The following is a 20247-nucleotide window of genomic DNA, read 5'->3' as shown; positions in this document are numbered from 1 at the left end:
GGCTCGAAAGGAGGCTGGAAAGTCAGAGCACTCCCTCAATATAGAAGCGCCTCGCGATAGAGCAAATCGAAAGGCTCAAACTACTGCTTGCTCGCGAAGGCGGCCTGTCAGGCAACCAGCGCCTTACTGATCACCCCAGCAGTTCGCGCAGGCGATACCAGAACATGCCGAGGGCCAGCAGCGGAGAACGCAGCATGGGCCCACCGGGAAAGGTCATGTGCGGCACCGCGCTGAACACGTCAAAGCCCCGACTGTGTCCGACGTGGATCGCTTCGCCCAACAGCTTTGCGCACCAGTGGGTCACGTTCAGGCCATGACCGGAGTAACCCTGGGCGTAAAACACGTTCGGGTGCTGGCTCAAGCGCCCGACCTGTGGGAAGCGATTGGCGCTGATGCCAATCTTGCCGCCCCATTGATAGTCGATGCGCACATTGGCCAGTTGCGGGAAGACCTTGAGCATGTGCGGGCGCATGTAAGCTTCGATGTCCGCCGGATCGCGCCCGGAATAATGGCAGGCGCCGCCAAACAGCAAACGTCGGTCCGCCGAGAGCCGGTAGTAATCCAGGCCGACTTTCTGGTCGCAGAGCGCCAGATTCTGCGGGATCAATTGCGCAGCCTGTTCGGGCGTCAACGGCTCGGTGGCGATGATGTAGCTGCCGGCCGGGAGAACCTTGCCGCTAAGCTTCGGTTCGAGCTCTTCCAGGTGCGCGTTGCACGCCAGCACCAGACTGCCGGCGCGCACCGTGCCGCCGGCACAGCGAACCTGCACGGTGCTGCCATGGATCAACTCCAGCACCGGGCTCTGCTCGAAGATCTGCACGCCTAAGGATTGCGCCACTAGCGCTTCGCCAAGGACAAGATTGAGCGGGTGCAAGTGACCTGAGCCCATATCGACGAGACCACCGGCATACACGCCTGAGTTCACCACTTGCTGCCGGATCTGCTCCGGCCCGACGAGTCGGGTTTCGTGGGCGTAACCCGATTCGGCAAGGCCTTGCTGCTCAGCCTTGAACGCCGCGAACTGCGCTTTAGTATTGGCCAGTTCACAGAACCCCCAGCGCAGGTCGCAATCAATCCCGTGCTCACGAATGCGGTTACCCACAAGCGCTACCGATTCGACGCCTGCACGCTCAAGGTAACGCACGCCTTCTTCGCCGACATGACGGGCAAAACCGCTGACGTCATGGCCGACACCGCGGATCAACTGACCACCGTTGCGCCCGCTGGCCCCCCAACCGATCCGTCGGCCTTCCAGCAGGATCACCGAGAGCCCGCGCTGCGCCAGTTCGATCGCCGTGTTAACGCCGGTAAAGCCGCCACCGATCACACAGACATCGGCTTCAAGATCCGCGGCCAGTGCAGGGTAGGGCGCCATTCCATTGGCTGACGCCGCGTAATAGGAACGGGCATGTTCGTTGCTGTACTGATTCATTGGTTGGACTTCACTTTGCTCCAGGAACGGGTCATCAAACGCATGATTGCCTGGGGCGGGGTGGTGGAAATGTAGAGCTTGTCGAGGACTGCCTGAGGCGGATAAACCTCAGGGTTATTGACCAGCTCAGGGTCCATGTCTTGCTTGGACGCCGGGTTCGGGTTGGCGTAACCGACCGACGCGCTGACCTTGGCAATCACTTGTGGGTCCAGCAAGTAGTTGATAAAGGCGTGTGCTTCTTTCTGGTTGCTGGCGTCTGCGGGAACCGCCAACAGGTCGAACCACAAGTTACTGCCTTCCTTGGGAATCGCGTAGGCGATGTTCACGCCGTTCTTGGCTTCCTTGGCCCGGTTCGCGGCCTGGAACACGTCACCCGAGTAACCGAAAGCCACGCAGATGTCGCCGTTGGCCAAATCTGAAACGTACTTCGAGGAGTGGAAGTAGGTGATGTAAGGACGGATGGCCAACAGCTTGGCTTCAGCCTTCTTGTAGTCCTCAGGGTTTTCGCTGCGCGGGTCCATGCCCATGTAATTGAGAACGGCCGGGAACACCTCATCGGCCGAATCCATCATCGATACGCCGCACTGACTGAGTTTTTTCAGGTTCTGCGGTTCGAAAAACACCGCCCAGGAGTCGATACGGTCAATGCCCAGCACTTGCTTGACCTTGTCGACGTTGTAGACGCTGACCGTTGGCTGAGCCTGCGCAACGGCGCTGAACAGTAGCGCCAGGGCGACTGGAACCACGGATTTCAATAGACGCATTCGACACCTCTTGTAGTTATTGGATTCTTCCGGAGTTTCTTTGGTGTTCTTGCGGCCGTCATCGCGAGCATGCTCGCGATGACGGCCCTCACGGGCGGCGCAGATCTCAGACGCTGAGCAGCAGGAACTCACGCTCCCACGAGCTGATCACGCGCTTGAAGTTCTCGTGTTCCGCTCGCTTGACCGCTACATATCCGCGAACGAATTTGCTGCCCAGATAACGCCCGATGGTTTCGCATTCTTCCATCTGCGTCAGAGCGTCTTCGATGGTGATCGGCAGGCGCAGGTTGCGGCGTTCGTAGGCGCGACCTTGCACCGCAGCACTCGGCTCGATGCGTTCAACCATCCCCAGATACCCGCACAACAGGCTCGCTGCGATGGCCAGATAAGGGTTGGCATCGGCGCCCGGCAAACGGTTTTCCACGCGCATTGCGTCTGGCGTGGAGGTCGGCACACGCAGGCCAACGGTACGGTTTTCTTCGCCCCATTCGACGTTTACCGGCGCCGATGTGTCCGGCAGGAAGCGGCGGAACGAATTGACGTTCGGCGCGAACATCGGCAGCACTTTGGGGATGTACTTTTGCAGGCCGCCGATGTGGTGCAGGAACAGCTCGCTCATCTGCCCGTCGGCATCGGCAAAGATCGGCTGGCCGGTGGCGATGTCCACCACGCTTTGGTGGATATGCATGGCGCTGCCGGGTTCATCGCCAATCGGCTTGGCCATGAAGGTCGCGGTGACGTTGTGCTTGAGCGCCGCTTCGCGCAGGGTGCGCTTGAACACGGTGATCTGGTCGGCCAGGTCCAGTGCGTCGCCATGACGGAAGTTGATTTCCATCTGCGCCGGGCCGTCTTCGTGGATCAAGGTATCGAGGTCCAGGCCCTGGAGCTCGCACCAGTCGTACACGTCTTCAAACAGCGGATCGAATTCGTTGGCAGCGTCGATGGAAAACGACTGACGACCACTTTCCGCACGGCCCGAACGCCCCAGCGGTGCCTTGAGCGGCAAGTCCGGGTCTTCGCAGCGCTGGGTCAGGTAGAACTCCATTTCCGGCGCGACAATCGGTCGCCAGCCTTTTTCGGTGTACAGCTGCAGGACCTTTTTCAGCACGTTGCGCGGTGACAGCTCGATCGGGTTGCCGAACTTGTCGAAGGTGTCGTGAATCACGATGGCGGTGGGCTCGATGGCCCATGGGATCACGTACACCGCGTCGGAGACGGGCTTGCACACCATGTCGATGTCGGCCGGGTCGAGCAGGTCGTAGTAGATGTCGTCGTCGACAAAGTCCCCGGTTACCGTTTGCAAAAGCACACTTTCCGGCAGGCGCATGCCTCGCTCATGCAGGAACTTGTTGGTGGGTGCAATTTTGCCGCGTGCAATGCCGGTCAAGTCGCTGACCACACACTCGACTTCGGTAATCTTGTGATCTTTCAGCCACGTGAGCAGCTGATCGAAAGGGACATTCATAAAGACCTCGTTATTGGTTTTATTAACGCCGGGGAGGCTGGTTTCATCCACCACACACTTCCCCTGTGGCGCGTTGACGACTATCTTGGGCGAGCCTTGACGTTCCATCTATCCACTTTCAGCAGCACCAAAACGCACCAAACGAGTGCGTAAGGTCACCCATGACAACGTGCAATCCTCTTCAAGTCCAAGCGTTCGACACCGCCGATGTCGCCGAGCAAATCCGCGCCACACCGGGTTGGGTGCAGCATTACCAGCAGATGTCACCGGGGCATTTCGCCGGGCGCGTACGCTACCTGGACCTGCAAGGCGTGGAGATTTACGAGGAACAGATGAACACGCGGGTCGAGCAGAATTTCAGCGCGCCCGAAGGCTCGCTCGCGTTCTGTTTCGACCGCAGCGACAACGCGCTCTATGTGTTGAATGGTGAGAGCCGCAACATCTGGATCACCCCGGAGAACTACCAGGAAATCGCCGTGGTGTTTGGTCCGGAGTTTGTGCAGCGTCACGGTTTGAACGTGGCCAGGCTCGAAGGCCTGTTCATGGCGCCACTGAATTCGGGGCAAAACGCGTTGTTCAGTCGCTGGCTCAGCGGGACGTTGACCCGACTGGCGCAGACGCTCGATCCGCCGAGCAAGGAGGCGTTGACCCAGCAGTTGCTGGAAGACTGCCTCTACATCCTCGACAACGCGTGTGTTTGCCTTGATCGCGGCGGTTTACAGCGCCGCGCCGAAGAGCGTGCAGTGATGAAACGCATCGGTGAATGGGCGGCTGACACCCCGGAAGAGACCCTGAATCTGCTTGAGCTTTCGCAGGTTGCGGGGGTTTCACTGCGGCAGTTGCAGCATGCGTTCAAGGCGTATACCGGGATGACCCCGACCCATTGGCTGCGTTTGCGCCGACTCAACAGCGCACGCCGCGAATTGCTCAGTCGCACAGCGACGGACACCACCGTTGCCGAAGTGGCAATGCACTGGTCGTTCTGGCATTTGGGGCGATTTTCCAGCAGTTATCGCGCGTTGTTCAACGAACTTCCCAGTCAGACGCTCGCCCGCAACCCCCGTGGCGCAACAGGTCGCGGGTAAGCCGGGGACACGTCAGCGCGGCTTTGTGGCTTTCGTCGATTTGCTGTTGCCCGGCATGTGCAGGTAAGCCATCACGCTTTCGGTCAGCTCGGTCGCCAACTTGACGGCTTCCTTGTTGCGCGCCATCACGCCCGCCACCAGGCCTTCGATCAAGGCGAGCACCGCGATGTTGGAACTGGTCAATACCGGATGGTCAGCGGGAGCAAACAGCACGTGTTCGGCAATGCTGGTGAGCGGCGAGGCGGGTGAGTCGGTGATTGCCAGCACCGTGGCGCCACGCTCATTGGCGAAACGGGCGAGTTGCAGGGTGTCGAGGGAATAGCGCGGCAGGGAGATCGCCAGCAACACATCCTGATCGGTAATCGCGGCCAGACGGTAAGCGGCGTTTTCGTTGCCGCCCTCCATGCTGATGGCGGTGGCGTCGGCGCAGAATGGCATCAGGGTCGAGGCGGCGAGGCCGGCGAAGTAGACGCTGTTGCCAAAGCCCAGGATGTAGATTTTGCGAGCCTGGGTCAGGCGGGTCACGAACGCTTCAAAGGTGTCTGCATGGTTGTTGGTCGCCGCCGTGGCGAGGTTGCTGCTGGCGCTCTGGATTTGCTCATGCAGGCCAAACGCGCCGCCAGGACGATGCGCCAGTTCGTTGCGCAGTTTGTCGACCGGCGACACCATCTGCTGCAATGTCGCGACCAGTTCGGCTTTCATGCCGGTGTAGCCACCCAGGTTCAGGGCCTTGGCCAAACGGTTGACCGCCGCTGGCGAGGTGGACGTTTCGTGGGCCATCTCCTCGATGGTCAGCGTCGCAGCCCTCAGCGGGTGACGCAGGATAAAGTCCGCCACCTTGCGCAGTGACGGCTGCAAATCGCCAACGATCTCCGCCAGTTTGCGCATAACCGGTGCGGCATAGACCGTGGTGTTTTTCGATGGGGTCGGCATATCCGGCTCAACATTTCCTGAGGGTTGGAGAAGGGGTGGCACAAGGTTGGCTGGAGTGTATCCGAAGCCAACCGTTGGTGTGCAACGCTTGCCAAGGGGCGGTGATCAGGCCGGTCGAGCCGTAACGCAGTCCCTGTAGCAGCTGGCGAAGCCTGCGTTCGGCTGCGCAGCAGTCGTGAAACCTGACCGCGCGGTAGTCCTGAAGAACCGCATCGCCTGATTTCACGACTGCTACGCAGCCGAACGCAGGCTTCGCCAGCTGCTACAAAGTATGCGTTGCAACTGAAATGGCTTAACTGACTGGCATTAGGCTGGGCGGGTTATTTCAAGCTCCCGGCAAGAAACTGCTGGAGGCGTTCGGACTGTGGGTTGACCAGCACTTCGCGCGGGTCGCCACGTTCTTCGACCTGACCCTTGTGCAGGAACACCAGTTGATTGGAGACCTCGCGGGCAAAGCCCATTTCGTGGGTCACGACCACCATGGTGCGGCCTTCGAGGGCGAGGTCCTGCATGACTTTCAGCACTTCGCCGACTAGCTCAGGGTCGAGTGCCGAGGTCGGCTCATCGAACAGCATCACTTCCGGCTCCATGGCCAGCGCGCGGGCAATCGCCACACGCTGCTGCTCGCCGCCCGACATATGGGCCGGCCAGGCGCCCATCCGGTGTGCAACACCGACTTTGTTCAGGTAGTGCTCGGCCTTTTCCCGGGCTTCTTTTTTGCTGATGCCCAGCACATGCACCGGGGCTTCCATGACGTTTTCAAGGGCGCTCATGTGCGACCACAGGTTGAAGTGCTGGAACACCATCGACAGCCGCGAACGCATGCGTTGCAACTGTTTTGGTTCGGCAGCCTTGAGCCCGCCGAGTTTGTTGGTCACCAGTTTCAATTGTTCGCCGTTGAGCACGATGTTGCCGGCGTTGGGCTGCTCCAGCAGGTTGATGCAGCGCAAGAAGGTGCTTTTGCCCGAGCCGCTGGAGCCGATGAGACTGATCACGTCACCGGCTTTCGCTTCCAGGGACACGCCCTTGAGCACTTCGTGGCTGCCGTAGCTTTTGTGTAGATCCTGAACTTCAAGTTTGTACATGGTTTTTATTCTCTTGGATCAGTCGCTGAGCAAGCGACCTTGGCGAATAAGGCGGGTGCCGGCGACTTTGGCCAGCCACAAACCGGGCTGGGCAAAGCGCAGGCGTTCTCGGGCATAGAGGATGCCGTCGGTGCTGGCGCGCACGATGCTGTGGCGATCGGTCAGCGGATCCAGCACTTCGAACAGCGGATCACCCACCCTGACCCGGGCACCCAGCGGTTGCAGAAAACTCACCACACCCGGATGCGGCGCATAGGCGTACTGCGCGCCGGCAAACGGCGTCGCTTCACAACAGGTCGTTGGCGCTGCTGGCCAGTCACCGCTGATCAGGCCTTGCTCGGCGAGATAGCCAAGAATGGCCTCGGCACTATCGACACATTGTTCGCGTTCGGTGTCGGCCATGCCGCGCAACTCGATGGTGGTGGCTACACAGGCCAGTGGAATATCGGCTTCAGGAAACAGCTCGGCCAACTGCAACCAAGGGATCGCACAGGCCTCATCGAAGGCACTGCCGCCCGCACCCTCGGCCAGCAATGCGGCACCGGCCCCGAGTCGAGCGGCCAACGAACGCAATCGCGGCCAGTTTTGCGGCATGGCGTAAAGCAGCATGATCGACTCGAAATCGCAGTGCAGGTCCAGCACCAGATCGGCATCACAGGCATGTTGCAGCAACAGGCGGCGCAAGCCATCGAGTTCAGACGTCGGTGGTGGCATGTCGGCGAGGACATCGGCCATGGCCCGGCGGATCAGAGCGGTGTTGCCGCCGGCATTGTCGCCCAGGTGGTCTTTCACCAGCGCCGCCACGGCGTCGGTCAGCTCCGGGAAATCCCGATTGAAATTCTTCCCGCTGGAGAACTCGAAGCGCCCCTGATGGGTGGCCTGGAACATCTGGGCGATGCCAATCGGATTGGCCATTGGCACCAGCTCGATCACTCCGTTCAGGCGACCTTGTTCTTCCAGCACCCGCAGACGTCGTTTGAGTTCAACCGCCACGCGCATCCCCGGCAGCTCATCAGCGTGCAAGGACGCCTGGAGGTAAGCCTTGCGCGGTCCGCTACCAAAGCGAAACAGCGACAGTTTCCGTTCAGTGCCCGAAGCACTCCACGGCAACAGGTATTCAATGTGCTCCATAACAGCTCCTTAGTGCTTGCGCGGTGCCAGGTACGCCAGCCAGCGACGCTCGGCTAGCTTGAACAGGCGAACCAGGATGAAGGTCAGGGCCAGGTAGATGAGGCCGGCCGTGATGAACGCCTCGAACGGCAGGTAGAACCGCGAACTGACCGTACGCGCGGCACCGGTGATGTCCACCAGCGTGACAATCGATGCCAGGCTGGTGGTTTGCAGCATCATCAGCACTTCGTTGCTGTACTGCGGCAACGCCCGGCGCAAGGCCGACGGCAGCAGAATGCGGCGGTACAAGGTAAAGCGCGACATGCCCATGGCTTTGGCGGCTTCGATCTCACCATGAGCCGTGGACTTCAAACTGCCGGCCAGCAGTTCCGCGCTATAGGCACTGGTGTTGATCGCAAACGCCAGGCAAGCACAAAAGGTTGCGCTGGACAGGTACGGCCAAAGCGCGCTTTCACGTACCGCTGCGAACTGCGCCAGGCCGTAATAGATCAGGAACAATTGCACCAGCATCGGCGTGCCGCGAATCACGTAGGTGTAGAGCCAGGCCGGGAAGCTGATCAGGGCCGATCGGGACACCCGCATCAATGCCAACGGAATCGCCAGCACCAGGCCGAAGGCCAGGGAAATCAGCAGGACTTTGAGGGTCAACAAGGCGCCATTGAAATACAGCGGCAGGTTTTCCCAGATCAGGTTGTAGTCGAGAATCATGGGGTTGCTCCCAATCACAATTCGGCGGCTTTGATGCCGACCGAGTAGTGTTTTTCCAGGTAACGCAGGACCAGCAATGACACGCTGGTCAGCATCAGATAAAGCGCCGCCACCGCGAGGAAAAACGTAAACGGCTCATGGGTGGCGTCCGCTGCGTTCTTGGCTTTGAACATCATGTCCTGCAAGCCGATCACCGAGATCAACGCGGTGGATTTGGTCAGCACCAACCAGTTGTTGGTGAACCCCGGGATGGCGAAACGAATCATCTGCGGCACCAGAATCCGCCAGAACACCTGGGCGCCACTCATGCCATACGCCACGCCGGCCTCACCCTGACCTTTAGGGATCGCCATAAACGCGCCGCGAAAGGTTTCCGAGAGATAGGCGCCAAAAATGAAGCCCATGGTGCAGACGCCAGCAATAAAGGGGTTGATGTCGATGTAGCGGGTGTAACCGAGTGCCAGGGCGATGCGGTTCACCAGATCCTGGCCGCCGTAGAAGATCAGCAGGATCAGCACCAGGTCAGGAATACCGCGAATCAGGGTGGTGTACCCTTCGCCCAGCATCGCCAGCCATTTGAGCGGCGACAACCGAAAGGCCGCGCCGATCAGACCCAAAGCAATCGCCATGCTCATGGAGGTCAGGGCCAGGTTAATGGTCAGCCAGGCGCCATCGAGAATGCTCGATCCGTAGCCGTGAAGCATGATGAAGTTCCTCAAACGAGCGCCGAGAGGCGCGCGAGACAAGCCCAAAACGGCGCCCGCAAGGGGCCGGCGCCAGGGTCTGGGGTAAAGGCTTATTCGCCGTAAATATCGAACGCGAAGTACTTGGCCATCACTTGCTGGTACTTGCCGTTGGCACGGATGGCGTCGATCGCTGTACTCAGACGAGCAACGTTCACGCTGTCGCCTTTACGCACCGCGATCCCGGCGCCTCGGCCGAAGTATTTCGGGTCGCTGATGTCCGGTCCAACCAGCGCGAAGCCTTTGCCTGCTGGCGTTTTAATGAAGCTCTCGTCGGTGTTGACGATGTCGGCGAGCGTGGCGTCCAGACGACCCGACGCCAGATCGAGGAAGGCTTCATTTTGTGAGCCGTAGCGCACCACTTCGACCCCGGCCTTTTCCAGCTGCTCGGTGGCGAAACGGTCGTAAGTCGATGAGCGTTGCACCCCGACTTTTTTGCCCTTTAGATCAATCAGCGGGTCGTTGATCACGTTGCCGGCCTTCATCGCGAACTTGCCGGGTGTGTGGTAGTACTTTTTGCTGAAGTCGACCGACTTCATACGGTCTTCAGTGATCGACATCGACGACAGCACGGCATCGATCTTGCGCACTTTCAGCGACGGAATCATGCCGTCGAATTCCTGGATGACCCACTCGCATTTGACCTTCATTTCTTCGCACAGGGCGTTGCCGATGTCGTAGTCGAAACCACTGACGTTGCCCTCCGGCGTCTTGAAAGAGAAGGGCGGGTAGGCGGCTTCGATACCGATACGCAGGCTGTCTTCGTCGGCGTGAGCCAACAGGCTTGCGGCGCACAGTGCCAGAGCACCTAGAAGTTCTGTCTTGTTCATATTGTTGACTCCTTGGAGGGGCGTTGGGGTGGTACAGGCCATCCGATCTGGCGCGGTGGATCAGTCCTGATGATTTTGTGTGGCTATAAATGACATGTTTTATTTCATATTGCAACGCTATGAAAATAAACGTGTCACTCGATGGCGCAAAAATTCACAACGAATCCGTGTGATCACGAGCTCGTTCAGGCGCCAGGCAGGCTATTGATGGGCATTACGCGGGGGGAACAGGCTTGGCCAATTCGATGCCGGCCGCACTCAATCGCTTCAGGATCTCAAACAGCAGATCGCTCTTGGTCGCACTGACAATCCTTGGGCTGCTGACATAGCCGGTGATGGTCAATGTGATGCCTTCAGGGCTCAGATTGCTGAATCGGACAACGGGGGCGGGTTTTTCGAGGATGGTTTCATGCTCGTGATAGGTGGTGTACAGCAGATTTTTGACTTGCTCGGGATCGATATCCAGAGGGAACACCAATTCGAGTGTGGCCACCCCTTGGGCGCTGCCACCCATGGTCACATTGCGCAGGTTCTGGGAAATAAGCTGCGAATTGGGCACGATCACGATCGAACGGTCACTGAGCTGTATCTCGGTGGCCCTGACATTGATCCGCCGGATATCGCCTTCGACCCCGCTGATGCTGATCAAGTCGCCGACCTTGACCGGACGCTCGGTGAGCAGGATTAGCCCGGATACGAAGTTCTTGACGATCTCCTGTAAACCGAAACCGATCCCCACCGATAACGCACTGACGATCCAGGCCAGGTTTGTCCATTTGACGCCCAAGGAAGACAACGCCAGCAGAATGACCAGCGCGTACCCGATATTACTGAACAGGGTGCTCAGTGACGCCCCCATGCCGGGGTCCATATCGGTTTTCGGCAGGAACTCGTTATCCAGCCATCTGCTCAGCGATCGAATCAGGTAAATGCCGATCAACAGTGCGAGGACCGCATTCAACAGATTGCCCGGAATGATGTTCAGCTTGCGCAAGCCATCGCCGCCGAGGATCGCTGAAACCCTGTCAGTCAGCTGTCCAAAAGTCGCTCCAACCCCTCCCACAAACGTTGTAATCGCGGCAATCAACAGTAAGGCCGCTCTGCCAATACCCGACACAACAACCTCGATTTGTTCAAGCCGCACGTCGCCGATACCCAGCAGCTGTTTGATCGCCTTGCCGCTTGGGTGCCTGGGCGAAAACAGGTAATCACACAGGTCCCTGAACAACTGCGTCAGCAAATAGAAGCTGGCAATAACGATATAGAGCCAGACAATTTCGTAAGTGATGAAACGGGCCAGGGAGATGTAACCGACCAGCAGGCCAAAAATCGAGATCAACATGGCGATACTGACGCCGGTATAAACCAGCCCCGCCAGCGTAGTACCTGACTCAGGGTGTTCCCCGGCAATGACCATCGCTCGGCGGGTTCTACTGACGCGTATCAATAGCGCACCCATAATCATGATGACGACTAACGACACGACGCCCCGGCTGAAGAGAACCACCTGCGAACTCATACCCGTCGCATTGGTGACTTGTACCAGTGAGATGAGTATCAGCATTGATCCGGCCAGCAGCGCCGGAAAAGGGCTTATTGCAACTGCCACTTCATCGGCGATGCCAGGCAACCGCCATGAGGGATTGCGTTTAGACAGCAGGGCCCGACTCAGGCCGATGATCAGGGCGCAGGCGTAAGCGACTTTTTCGACATCGTCGAAGTAACCTTCCAGTGGCTGCGGCAATGGTTGCAGGCGGGTAGCCGCGGCGGAGATGAGCTGTATTGCACAACCCGCACTCAGCATCGTGGCAACTACCGTCGCTATCGCCAATGAACTTCTGCGCAGGCGACCTTCCGGTACTCGATGGATGCAGATCCAGGTCAAACCACGTTCAGCCAGTCTTCGCCCTGTCGTCCAGAAGGCCAGGGCCAATACTAACAACGTGACGGTCGTGGCACGCCGGCCGGGTTGCCAGACGGACTGAATGACACTGTTGGACTGCTCGATCAAAAACCTCAGACGGTTTGTATCCTCCTCCAGTGGAGAGAACAGCGGTAACCAGAACCGGGGGTTGAGGAGGCTGGCGGTTCGCTGGGCCAGTTCGGTTTCCAGTTGGGTGCGCCGAATGCTGGCGATCTGAGTGATGAGGTTAGTCGCGCCTTCTTTGATGGCCTGCAATATCTTGAGATCGCCATCCACCTTGTCTTTTTGTGCAGTGAGATAAGACCTCTGTTTCACTAGATCGGACTTTTCCACGGCAAGGCTGGTGTTGGATGCCGTCCCGAGAACACTGAGTTGCGCTTGCAGTTGCACCTGCTCGGGAAGTAACAAGGTCGCCAACTTGTCCGCATCACTGAAGAGCAACTGAACGTTGTCCTGAAAGCCTACCAACTGGGTGTAGTTACTGGTCAGTGACACCTGCTGTTTAAGTTCATCCAGCCTTAATTGCAGGGCTTCCAGTTCGCTTTTTGACACCGTCGCGGTAGCGCTGGCCTCACTGCTGCCTGGCGCATTGGGTAGTTCGTCCGCCGACAGTTCGCCGATGTTCGCCCCCATCAGCGCAAACACAATGAATATGAGTAATTTCAATGCGGGACGCATAGGCATGCCTCCAGCGGCTTTAGCCATTCAGGTTAGGTCATGGCGTGTGCTGGCGCGAAAAATTGTTCCGCATGCTGACCAGTAGTAGGGAAGGGGGGCGGGTGAGAAGGGGTGATCTACAATCTTTTATGCTGAATTACGCTCAGGATCACGAGGTGTGACGTATTGAGCTGTCGGAGGTCATTATGAAAAGGTTGTCATCCATTAGCCTGTGCATCGCACTGGCGGTTTCCTCGACCCAGGGGTGGGCGGAAACGGTCGTGCCGATGAAAGGGCAGAGTTCGCAACAAACCCAGGCGGACATGACCGAATGCCACAACATCGCGGCCAGTCAGAGCGCCTCGACTGCATCGACTTCTTCCGGTGGAAGGCTGAAAGGGGCCGCTGTGGGCGCTGCCGCCGGTGCCGCCGGGGCGCAAGTACGCGGACGTCAGCATGACGAGTTTTATGATCGCGTCGACGATAACGTCAAGCAGGACTATCGCCAGAATCGCGCCAAGGAAACCGCCGCGGCAGGAGCGGTCGTCGGAGGCTCGCGTCAGCGTCAGGAGCGCCGGGCGCAAGAGAAAACCAGCGCTGCGACCAGTTCAACGGCCTATACCAGTTGCCTGCAAGGGAAGGGGTATCAGGTTAACCCTTGAACGTCATTTGGCCGCCGTTGATCGAGCAGATGAACCATCAGGCAGGCATACAGCGTCACGAGGATGAACAAACCCATGCGGATGGCGAACGCTGTGTAAACGTCCTTGCCTGCGGCGCTGTCCTGTACCGACTGCCCCAACAGGATGATCAGCGTGATCAGGGTATTGAGCCAAAACCCCGGGGTAAACCGCGTCGGGCTCAGGGCATAGAGTTTGCGCGCCAGCACCAGGCCGAACAGCAGCATCCACAGAAAGAACATCCACAAATGCACAAACAGACTGAGGGCACTCCAGAAGAGAATCGCCAACAGGCCTGCGAGCAAAGTTGAACCGAGCAGTTCGCGACCGGCGATGCGGGCATTCGTCGTGGAGCTTTGCTGACCCAGGCCGACGGACTTCAGGATGATCGGCAGATAACTGGCCGGGTCGATCAGCGCCAGCAGGAATGCCGGCAACACGATCAGGGTGGCACGCAGCGCAATCCGACTGACTTCCTCTTCCGGCAGAGGTGGGGCAGGGGGCGGTGAAGGGGCATTGGGTGGATCAGGGAATAACCCATGACTGAACGCCACGACGACAACGGCGAGCAGCAAACCCTTGACCAGTGCGCCGATGACCGTCGCCGCCAGATCGAAGTCGGCGATACCGGCCGAGGGAATCATCGTCAGGCCAATCACCACGAAGGTCATGATCAATGCGTTGCCACCCCGCAGGCCAAAGCGGAACGCAAGGAACAGACCAATGCTGATCAATAGCACGCCGCTGACGGGGTAATAACGCAGGACCGGGATCAACAGCAGGCCGATGCCGGTGGTCAACATGGCGGCCAGTGCGAGAACCAGTCCGGCCTTGAACGGCAGCGGGCGATTGACCGAGGCCAGCAACAGCAGGCAAAGCACCGGCGCCAAAAAAGGAATCGGCAAGCCCAGGCCGAAACTGGCGGCGAGGCTCAACGCCGTGCCGGTGGCCAGGCGCAGTGCCCGTTGATCCCGCGGCGTGCGCCGAGTCGACATACCCTTAATAGGCATAGCTCAGCCAGCTCATGAACCCCACAAACACATGGCCGAGTGGGTTCAGCGGATTACCCTCGGTGGGGAAGGCCATGACTTCGGCCTGCCCACCGGCACGGATCCCCCGACTGTCACGCAACGTGCTCAACGAGTCTGGCGAAAACTCGATAATCACCGGAAAACGCTGGGCCGGCCGCAACCAGTCGCGGCTGTTCTGCACGCTGGGCAAGGTGCCAGGGGCGGGTGTCTGCCCCACGCTGACGCCGTAACCGACGCTGCGCACGCGCCCCTCGAAGACCTCGCCCGGCAGCGCATCCAGAACAATCGAAACCGGCGTGTCGAGCTTCACCAGACCGAGGTTGTTCTCGGTCATGTCCGCACTGATCCACACATCATGAATGGCGATCAGGGTCATGACCGGGCTACCGGCAGCGGCGAATTGCCCTGTGTCAGTACGCAGATCCGTAATCAGCCCGGCCGAGCGAGCGCGAATCTGCGTATTGGACAGATCCAGTTCGGCTTTGGACAACGCCGTGGCGGCACTGCGCAGCAAGGCGTTGTCTTCCTCGCTGCCACCTTCCTGCTCACGCGCGCGCTGCACTTCGGCGCGGGCAGCGGCGACCTTACTCACAGCCTGCTCGCGGTTGGCGCGAGACACTTCGAGCAGACGTACGGAAATGGTGCCGGGGTCTTCGCGATACAAACCCTCAAGACGCTGATTGTCCTGGCGCGCCTTGAGCTCGTTGGCCTGGGCGGCCCGCAAATTGGCTTGCGCCGAGGCAATGCCGGCGGTGCTCGCACCGATTTGTCGGCGGGTCGATTCAAGGTCGGCGCGCGCACGGTCGACGGCAATCTGGTACGGCTGTGGGTCCACCTCGAAAAGGATTTCGCCGGCCTTGACGTCCTGGTTGTTGCGCACGTTCACCCGAACCACGCGGCCCGCCACTTCCGAGGCGACCGGAATCACAAAGGCACCCACCCGGGCCTGTTGTGTATAGGGTGTGAAACGATCCGCCAGCAGGTACCAGGCCAGGCTCAACAGGATCAGTAATAGCACCCACTTGATGCCTTTTTTCGCCGGGTCGGCGGCCGGTTCTGGCGCCTGGGTGACAGGTGTCTCGGGCGTGGGCTGGGCGGCTTCACTCATTGGTCTTTTACCTTGTAAGACATTGGAATGGCAGGCTGAGCAGTGGAGGGTTCTTCCAGCAGATCGCCCCAGTCGGTGCGTTTTTCCATTTGCTGGCGGGTGGTCGGATCAACTTTCGGCTGGGCGCTGTACCAGCCACCGCCCACGGCTTTGTACAAGGCAATGACATTGCTGACGGCATTGCTGCGGGCGACCAGATAATTGTCCTGTTGTTCGAGCAAGGCGCGCTGCGCATCCAGCACCCGCTGGAAGTCCGAATAACCTTCGCGATACTGCGCGCTGGCCAGCACCAGCGAACGTTTTGCGGCCACTTCAGCCTGACGCAGGATGCCTTCGCGCTCCAGGGATTTGATCAAGCCATAGGCCGCATCGTCTGCCTCGCGTGCCGCCTGGCGAACCTTGTCGCGGTAAGCCTCGATCAGCTGCTGTAACCGCGCATCCTGCACGCGCACGTTGTTGCTGATCTGGCCGTGATCAAACAGATTCCAGCGCAGGCTGGGGCCGCCGATCAAATCCAGATTCCGGGGCGTGCCACTGAGCGTGTCGGTGGACCAGACGATGCTGCCCAGCAAGGTCAGCGACGGATAGAAATCGCTCTCGGCCACACCGATCAGCGCTGACTGGGCGGCGACATTAAGCTCGGCGGCGCGCACGTCGGGCCGACGCAGCAGCAGGTTGGCCGGTACATCTTGCAAAACGGCACGGTCGACCAGCGGGATCAGTCCCATGTTCTCGACCAGTTGCGGCAGTGCGCCGGGCGGCTGACCAATCAACACCGCCAACGCATTGCGGGTCCGTTGCAACTGGTCTTCGAAATTGGGGATGGTGCTCAACGTGCCCAGGTACTGGGTCCTGGCTTGTTGCAGGTCGAGCTCGGCAGTCTGGCCACTGTTGAAGAGCTTCTCGGTGATCTCGAAGTTGCGCTTTTGCTGTTTGGCGTTTTCCCGGGCGACACGCAAACGGGCTTCGGTGGTGCGCAACGAGAAATAGGTGTCGGCCACTTGCGCGCGCAGCAGTACGAGCACGTCTTCATAGTTGGCCTGGGCGGCGAAGTAGCTGGCATCGGACGACTCGATGGCGCGACTGAAGCGGCCCCAGAAGTCCAGCTCCCAACCGACGTCGAACCCCACGCTGTGTTGCCAGAAATGGCTGTCTCGCGGGTTGGTCCCGCCGGATTGCCTTCGGTTGAAGTAAAGACTGTCGACACTGGCTTGCTGCAGTTGGGGGTAAAGACCACTTTGAGCAATGCCGAGTTGGGCGCGGGCTTCCATGACGCGCAGGCCGGCGATTTTGAGGCTGGAGTTACGTGCATCCGACTCGGCAATCAATTGATCGAGGACCGGATCGGCGAAGACTTGCCACCACTGGCGAATGTCCGGGTTCGGGCTGCGTTGGCTGGATTGCTCGAGGGCAGGGGTGCTCCAGTGTTTGACCCATTCTTCACCGGGCGGCTGGAAATCCGGCCCAAGCCGTACGCAGCCACTGAGGCCGAGTACGCCAAGCAGCACGAACCGGCCACGCCAGTTCAGCAGGGTTGTATCTGGATGCATTACGCATTTCCCGACCAACAAAGATCACTGGAGCATAGCCGTCCAAATGAGCACACGGCTGCTACGCTTTTTAACGTGCCATCAAATCTACTGTGATCCGTTAGAAAGGTACGACGATTATGAATAACACCCCGGGTGTTGCTGAACCCCACTCAGCCGGTTGGCGCTTCAAGTTGGGAATAGTCATTATCTGCGTGATGCTGGTTTCCTGGCTGTTGGTGCCACTCGCAGCGGCAGCCGATGTGCCGGGCACAAAAATCGCTGCACTGACTGGCGTGCTGTTCATCAGCAACAAAATCCTGCTGATTCTCGCCATTGCCATCATGGGCAAGTCCGGATTCCAACAGTTAAAGCGTACCCTGTTCGGTTATGTGTCCAAACTTGCACCCAGCACGGACGTCGAAGTGGGCCCATGGCGTCATAGAATTGGCCTCGTGATGTTCTTCGTGCCGATGATTTCCTCCTTTCTTGAACCCTACGTCGACAACATTTGGCCGGGGCTCAGACCCAACCTCTGGCAAGTTCAAGCGCTGGGCGACCTCATGCTGATCGGTAGCTTTTTTGTATTGGGCGGGAATTTCTGGGAGAAAGTGCGCGCCTTGTTTATTCGCACCGCCCGTGTCGCAAACACGAGTGCGGCGTGAATGAATTTAGTGGGCGAGGGTAGTGAGTACTCGTGCATTCAAGCTCTAATGGCTAGCTCTACTAAAGAGCTATTTAGCATAGTTATTATTAATTATGAGCATTATGTTGATAGAGTATATGTATGCGCTGGTCGCTATTTCAAAGGCTGGAGGGCTCAAGCTACATGACGACCAACACCATTGATAAACCCATTCCCAGCGCTGGTTCTGTGATCGCAGCGCTGAACCTGGAACCCCACATGGAAGGCGGTTTCTACCGCAGGACCTTTCAAACCGATCACCACGCGATGGTCGAAACCGCTGGGGGTCGGCGCTACCTGATGACATCGATTTACTACTTGCTGACCAAGGATTCGCCAATAGGCCATTTTCATCTGAACCAATCGGACATCGTGCATTACTACCATGTGGGAGACGCGATTCAGTACAGCCTGATTTTTCCGGACGGCACATTAAAAACGGTTGTGATGGGCAGCGACATAATCGCCGGACAATGTCTGCAGTTGCATGTACCGGGCGGCGTCTGGAAAGCTTCGCAGCTTACAAGCGGACTGGCGGGATACGGTCTGATCAGTGAAGCGGTTTCACCAGGGTTTGATTTTGCAGATATGGAAATGGGCAGTCAGCAAAAGCTGAGCGAGCAATTTCCCGAGCACACGGAGCTGTTTGAGAAGCTGATGAGAGAATGAGTGGTTGAGGCGATTTGATCGCTGCCAAATCTGCGTGCAATCGGGCTAATCTCGAAACATCTTGTTACGTGTAATGTATATTATGTTAAATGATGTGTCTGGATGGAACTTCTTCCAAGGGCCTCTCAGTGAACTTCGCCTACGGGCATCGAAGGACTTTATAGATTTCGGAAATCACCTGCATCGTTGCGTCTTCGATCGTTCCTTCATTACGGCATAAAACCCAGCCGTGATCCGCAACCGCTCGCTCGAACGACTTGGTACAAGCAACATGTTCTTCCAGCTTATGGATCACAGTACTGCTCAGCCCACGCTGTCGTGCCGATGCCCTCGCCCATGAAATTTCAGGGGCAGTGACAACCCCGACATGCAGGTCTGGCACTCGCACGTTTCGATCAAGGTTCAACTGTAGAATTTCTGCAAACGGGACTATCCGTCGAAACGCGGCATCAGACGGATACCAGCGATCGATCAGGATGATGCTGTCTGGTGGCTGTTTAGTCAGCACGTGTTGGGAAATCCAGGTACGGCTATCAGCAAAGCGTTCACAAACCCGCATCTCCAAATCCCGGGTGGGATTTCTGACGAGTTTGTTCACGAGGGTCATTGTTTCACCCCTGTAGGGATCGCTTTTGCTCTCGCAAAGTCGGATCACCTTCTTGTTGTCTGCCCTCAGTGCTTTCGTAACGGCCTCCAAAAGCGTGGTTTTGCCGACTCCCTTGGGCCCATCCAGAGAAACAAATAGCGAACGATTCATTCTTCACATAACGATTGAGATACGGTTTTTTGGCCCGCTTCGTTCGCTGAAACCGCTTGGCGCGACTACACGAATCGAGTGGAGGGTCGAACAGACATTGATGAGCACTCTAACCCGGTTTCTGGCTAACGGCTCCGTCTGCTCAGTTTTTAGTGGGCCTTTGAACTATGATTTTCTCAGGCCTACCCGGAGGCAACAGCTCGCCCCCGGGCACGTTCGTCTAACACCCTGAAACGGAGAAGCCAACGTGAGCACCTTGAAGCTTCACCCCGCACTGGACAACGGTATCCAACCCGCCGCCGCGAATTTCACAGGCGGCACCCTGCAATGCCTGTGTGCGACCGACAAGGTCGAGGTCAAGATCGACGCACAAACCCTGCATAACCACGCGTGCGGCTGCAGCAAATGCTGGAAACCGCAAAGCGCGACATTCGCCGTCATTGCCGTAGTACCTCGGGATAAGGTCAGCGTCATTGCCCACGGCGAAAAACTGGAAATTGTCGACGAAACCGCCACCATCCAGCGGCACGCCTGCAAGCAGTGCCACGCCCATCTCTTCGGGCGCATCGAGAACAAGGACCATGCGTTTTATGGCCTGGACTTCGTCCATACCGAGCTCTCTCCCCAGCGCGGATGGGCTGCGCCGGGTTTCGCGGCGTTCGTGTCCTCCATCATCGAAACCGGCACACCGCCAGCGCAAATGAAGGCCATCCGTGAGCGCCTGCGCGAGATCGGCCTTGAGCCCTACGACTGCCTGTCCCCGGACTTGATGGACGCAATGGCAACTCATGTCGCCAAACAGAAAGGCTTGCTCCCCGCCGCCTGATTGATCGGCCGCCGCGGTGTCTTCGTCGGACCGCGGCGGCGCCATTTCTAACGGTGGAACATGGAATGTTGCTTTACTGTTATGGGTGACTCAAAGACCCCCTTCTTCGAGTCACCGGCCTAACCAAAATAGGCAAAGGGCTTATCAATAATTGAAGTCTGAGGGAAAGTTCATTTATTACTCCAAAATAAACACTTATTTCGTC

19 protein-coding genes are annotated in these 20247 nt (G+C 58.4%); 5 read left to right on the top strand and 14 right to left on the bottom strand.

Going from position 1 to position 20247, the window contains the following annotated elements; genetic code table 11:
- Positions 1-130: 130 nt before the first annotated feature.
- From QF010_RS13905 to QF010_RS13895, 3 genes are all read right to left on the bottom strand, one after another.
- Positions 131-1432, bottom strand: a complete 1302-nt coding sequence (locus QF010_RS13905; protein WP_033054814.1) for an NAD(P)/FAD-dependent oxidoreductase — start codon at positions 1430-1432, stop codon at positions 131-133.
- Complete coding sequence (locus tag QF010_RS13900) at positions 1429-2196, bottom strand: extracellular solute-binding protein (RefSeq protein ID WP_429533322.1); 768 nt, start codon at positions 2194-2196, stop codon at positions 1429-1431. The genes QF010_RS13905 and QF010_RS13900 overlap by 4 nt, the downstream gene beginning before the upstream one ends.
- A gap of 106 nt (positions 2197-2302) precedes the next feature.
- Positions 2303-3661 (bottom strand): glutamine synthetase family protein, encoded by a 1359-nt coding sequence (locus QF010_RS13895; protein WP_033054819.1) that lies wholly within the window; start codon positions 3659-3661, stop codon positions 2303-2305.
- A gap of 161 nt (positions 3662-3822) precedes the next feature.
- Here QF010_RS13895 and QF010_RS13890 point away from each other — a divergent pair, with 161 nt between their 5' ends.
- Complete coding sequence (locus QF010_RS13890) at positions 3823-4746, top strand: helix-turn-helix domain-containing protein (RefSeq protein ID WP_033054821.1); 924 nt, start codon at positions 3823-3825, stop codon at positions 4744-4746.
- Positions 4747-4758: 12 nt separating this feature from the next.
- On the opposite strand, the gene QF010_RS13885 is transcribed toward QF010_RS13890, so the two are convergent.
- The 7 genes from QF010_RS13885 to QF010_RS13855 form a co-directional block, all read right to left on the bottom strand.
- Positions 4759-5679, bottom strand: coding sequence for a MurR/RpiR family transcriptional regulator (locus QF010_RS13885; RefSeq protein WP_033054822.1), 921 nt, complete (start codon positions 5677-5679; stop codon positions 4759-4761).
- A 320-nt stretch (positions 5680-5999) separates the two neighbouring features.
- Complete coding sequence (locus QF010_RS13880) at positions 6000-6764, bottom strand: ABC transporter ATP-binding protein (protein WP_033054823.1); 765 nt, start codon at positions 6762-6764, stop codon at positions 6000-6002.
- Positions 6765-6782: 18 nt separating this feature from the next.
- On the bottom strand, positions 6783-7895 hold the full coding sequence (locus tag QF010_RS13875; RefSeq protein ID WP_033054824.1) for a succinylglutamate desuccinylase/aspartoacylase family protein: 1113 nt from the start codon (positions 7893-7895) through the stop codon (positions 6783-6785).
- 9 nt (positions 7896-7904) lie between these two features.
- Entirely contained in the window at positions 7905-8603 is a 699-nt protein-coding gene (locus tag QF010_RS13870; protein ID WP_429533321.1) for an ABC transporter permease, read from the bottom strand.
- A gap of 14 nt (positions 8604-8617) precedes the next feature.
- Positions 8618-9307, bottom strand: a complete 690-nt coding sequence (locus QF010_RS13865; protein ID WP_429533320.1) for an ABC transporter permease — start codon at positions 9305-9307, stop codon at positions 8618-8620.
- Between the two features lie 92 nt (positions 9308-9399).
- Positions 9400-10176, bottom strand: a complete 777-nt coding sequence (locus tag QF010_RS13860) for an ABC transporter substrate-binding protein (RefSeq protein WP_429533319.1) — start codon at positions 10174-10176, stop codon at positions 9400-9402.
- A 214-nt stretch (positions 10177-10390) separates the two neighbouring features.
- Positions 10391-12778 carry a DUF3772 domain-containing protein gene (locus QF010_RS13855; RefSeq protein WP_429533318.1) on the bottom strand — a complete coding sequence of 796 codons (2388 nt, stop codon included), beginning with the start codon at positions 12776-12778 and terminating at the stop codon, positions 10391-10393.
- A 185-nt stretch (positions 12779-12963) separates the two neighbouring features.
- Here QF010_RS13855 and QF010_RS13850 point away from each other — a divergent pair, with 185 nt between their 5' ends.
- Complete coding sequence (locus QF010_RS13850) at positions 12964-13419, top strand: YMGG-like glycine zipper-containing protein (RefSeq protein ID WP_033054835.1); 456 nt, start codon at positions 12964-12966, stop codon at positions 13417-13419.
- Here the strand turns inward: QF010_RS13850 and QF010_RS13845 are convergent.
- Genes QF010_RS13845 through QF010_RS13835 form a run of 3 tightly spaced genes read right to left on the bottom strand, consistent with a single transcriptional unit; the run spans position 13404 to position 17126 of the window.
- Positions 13404-14432: a DUF2955 domain-containing protein gene (locus tag QF010_RS13845; protein ID WP_429533386.1), complete on the bottom strand. Its 1029-nt coding sequence runs from the start codon at positions 14430-14432 to the stop codon at positions 13404-13406. The two genes, QF010_RS13850 and QF010_RS13845, sit on opposite strands and share 16 nt — an antisense overlap.
- Positions 14433-14436: 4 nt before the next feature.
- Positions 14437-15576 carry an HlyD family secretion protein gene (locus QF010_RS13840; RefSeq protein ID WP_429533317.1) on the bottom strand — a complete coding sequence of 380 codons (1140 nt, stop codon included), beginning with the start codon at positions 15574-15576 and terminating at the stop codon, positions 14437-14439.
- Positions 15573-17126, bottom strand: a complete 1554-nt coding sequence (locus tag QF010_RS13835) for an efflux transporter outer membrane subunit (protein ID WP_033054839.1) — start codon at positions 17124-17126, stop codon at positions 15573-15575. The genes QF010_RS13840 and QF010_RS13835 overlap by 4 nt, the downstream gene beginning before the upstream one ends.
- Before the next feature lie 119 nt (positions 17127-17245).
- On the opposite strand from QF010_RS13835, the gene QF010_RS13830 reads away from it, so the two are divergent.
- Positions 17246-17770, top strand: coding sequence for a transporter suffix domain-containing protein (locus tag QF010_RS13830; protein ID WP_033054840.1), 525 nt, complete (start codon positions 17246-17248; stop codon positions 17768-17770).
- A gap of 164 nt (positions 17771-17934) precedes the next feature.
- Entirely contained in the window at positions 17935-18459 is a 525-nt protein-coding gene (locus QF010_RS13825; RefSeq protein ID WP_033054843.1) for a cupin domain-containing protein, read from the top strand.
- Positions 18460-18598: 139 nt separating this feature from the next.
- Here the strand turns inward: QF010_RS13825 and QF010_RS13820 are convergent, their stop codons facing one another.
- A complete protein-coding gene (locus QF010_RS13820) occupies positions 18599-19216 on the bottom strand; it encodes a dTMP kinase (protein WP_033054846.1) in 618 nt (205 codons plus the stop codon).
- 247 nt (positions 19217-19463) lie between these two features.
- Between QF010_RS13820 and gfa the strand changes: the two genes are divergently transcribed.
- Positions 19464-20042: an S-(hydroxymethyl)glutathione synthase gene (gene gfa / locus QF010_RS13815; RefSeq protein WP_033054847.1), complete on the top strand. Its 579-nt coding sequence runs from the start codon at positions 19464-19466 to the stop codon at positions 20040-20042.
- The last annotated feature ends 205 nt before the right edge of the window (positions 20043-20247 follow it).

Origin of the sequence: Pseudomonas silensiensis (assembly GCF_050434865.1) — a bacterium.
Lineage (GTDB): Bacteria > Pseudomonadota > Gammaproteobacteria > Pseudomonadales > Pseudomonadaceae > Aquipseudomonas > Aquipseudomonas fluorescens_W.
The sequence above is the reverse complement of the archived record's forward strand: the minus strand, read 5'-3'. Positions and strand labels throughout refer to the sequence as shown.

What these genes read in the sequence shown, in the direction of transcription:
- QF010_RS13845 (WP_429533386.1), bottom strand. Translation starts at nt 14,432, where the DNA reads ATGTCGACTCGGCGCACGCCGCGGGATCAACGGGCACTGCGCCTGGCC.
- QF010_RS13860 (WP_429533319.1), bottom strand. Translation starts at nt 10,176, where the DNA reads ATGAACAAGACAGAACTTCTAGGTGCTCTGGCACTGTGCGCCGCAAGC.
- QF010_RS13850 (WP_033054835.1), top strand. Translation starts at nt 12,964, where the DNA reads ATGAAAAGGTTGTCATCCATTAGCCTGTGCATCGCACTGGCGGTTTCC.
- QF010_RS13895 (WP_033054819.1), bottom strand. Translation starts at nt 3,661, where the DNA reads ATGAATGTCCCTTTCGATCAGCTGCTCACGTGGCTGAAAGATCACAAG.
- QF010_RS13865 (WP_429533320.1), bottom strand. Translation starts at nt 9,307, where the DNA reads ATGCTTCACGGCTACGGATCGAGCATTCTCGATGGCGCCTGGCTGACC.
- QF010_RS13905 (WP_033054814.1), bottom strand. Translation starts at nt 1,432, where the DNA reads ATGAATCAGTACAGCAACGAACATGCCCGTTCCTATTACGCGGCGTCA.
- QF010_RS13870 (WP_429533321.1), bottom strand. Translation starts at nt 8,603, where the DNA reads ATGATTCTCGACTACAACCTGATCTGGGAAAACCTGCCGCTGTATTTC.
- QF010_RS13880 (WP_033054823.1), bottom strand. Translation starts at nt 6,764, where the DNA reads ATGTACAAACTTGAAGTTCAGGATCTACACAAAAGCTACGGCAGCCAC.
- QF010_RS13855 (WP_429533318.1), bottom strand. Translation starts at nt 12,778, where the DNA reads ATGCGTCCCGCATTGAAATTACTCATATTCATTGTGTTTGCGCTGATG.
- QF010_RS13825 (WP_033054843.1), top strand. Translation starts at nt 17,935, where the DNA reads ATGACGACCAACACCATTGATAAACCCATTCCCAGCGCTGGTTCTGTG.
- QF010_RS13835 (WP_033054839.1), bottom strand. Translation starts at nt 17,126, where the DNA reads ATGCATCCAGATACAACCCTGCTGAACTGGCGTGGCCGGTTCGTGCTG.
- QF010_RS13890 (WP_033054821.1), top strand. Translation starts at nt 3,823, where the DNA reads ATGACAACGTGCAATCCTCTTCAAGTCCAAGCGTTCGACACCGCCGAT.
- QF010_RS13830 (WP_033054840.1), top strand. Translation starts at nt 17,246, where the DNA reads ATGAATAACACCCCGGGTGTTGCTGAACCCCACTCAGCCGGTTGGCGC.
- QF010_RS13885 (WP_033054822.1), bottom strand. Translation starts at nt 5,679, where the DNA reads ATGCCGACCCCATCGAAAAACACCACGGTCTATGCCGCACCGGTTATG.
- QF010_RS13900 (WP_429533322.1), bottom strand. Translation starts at nt 2,196, where the DNA reads ATGCGTCTATTGAAATCCGTGGTTCCAGTCGCCCTGGCGCTACTGTTC.
- QF010_RS13875 (WP_033054824.1), bottom strand. Translation starts at nt 7,895, where the DNA reads ATGGAGCACATTGAATACCTGTTGCCGTGGAGTGCTTCGGGCACTGAA.
- QF010_RS13840 (WP_429533317.1), bottom strand. Translation starts at nt 15,576, where the DNA reads ATGAGTGAAGCCGCCCAGCCCACGCCCGAGACACCTGTCACCCAGGCG.
- QF010_RS13820 (WP_033054846.1), bottom strand. Translation starts at nt 19,216, where the DNA reads ATGAATCGTTCGCTATTTGTTTCTCTGGATGGGCCCAAGGGAGTCGGC.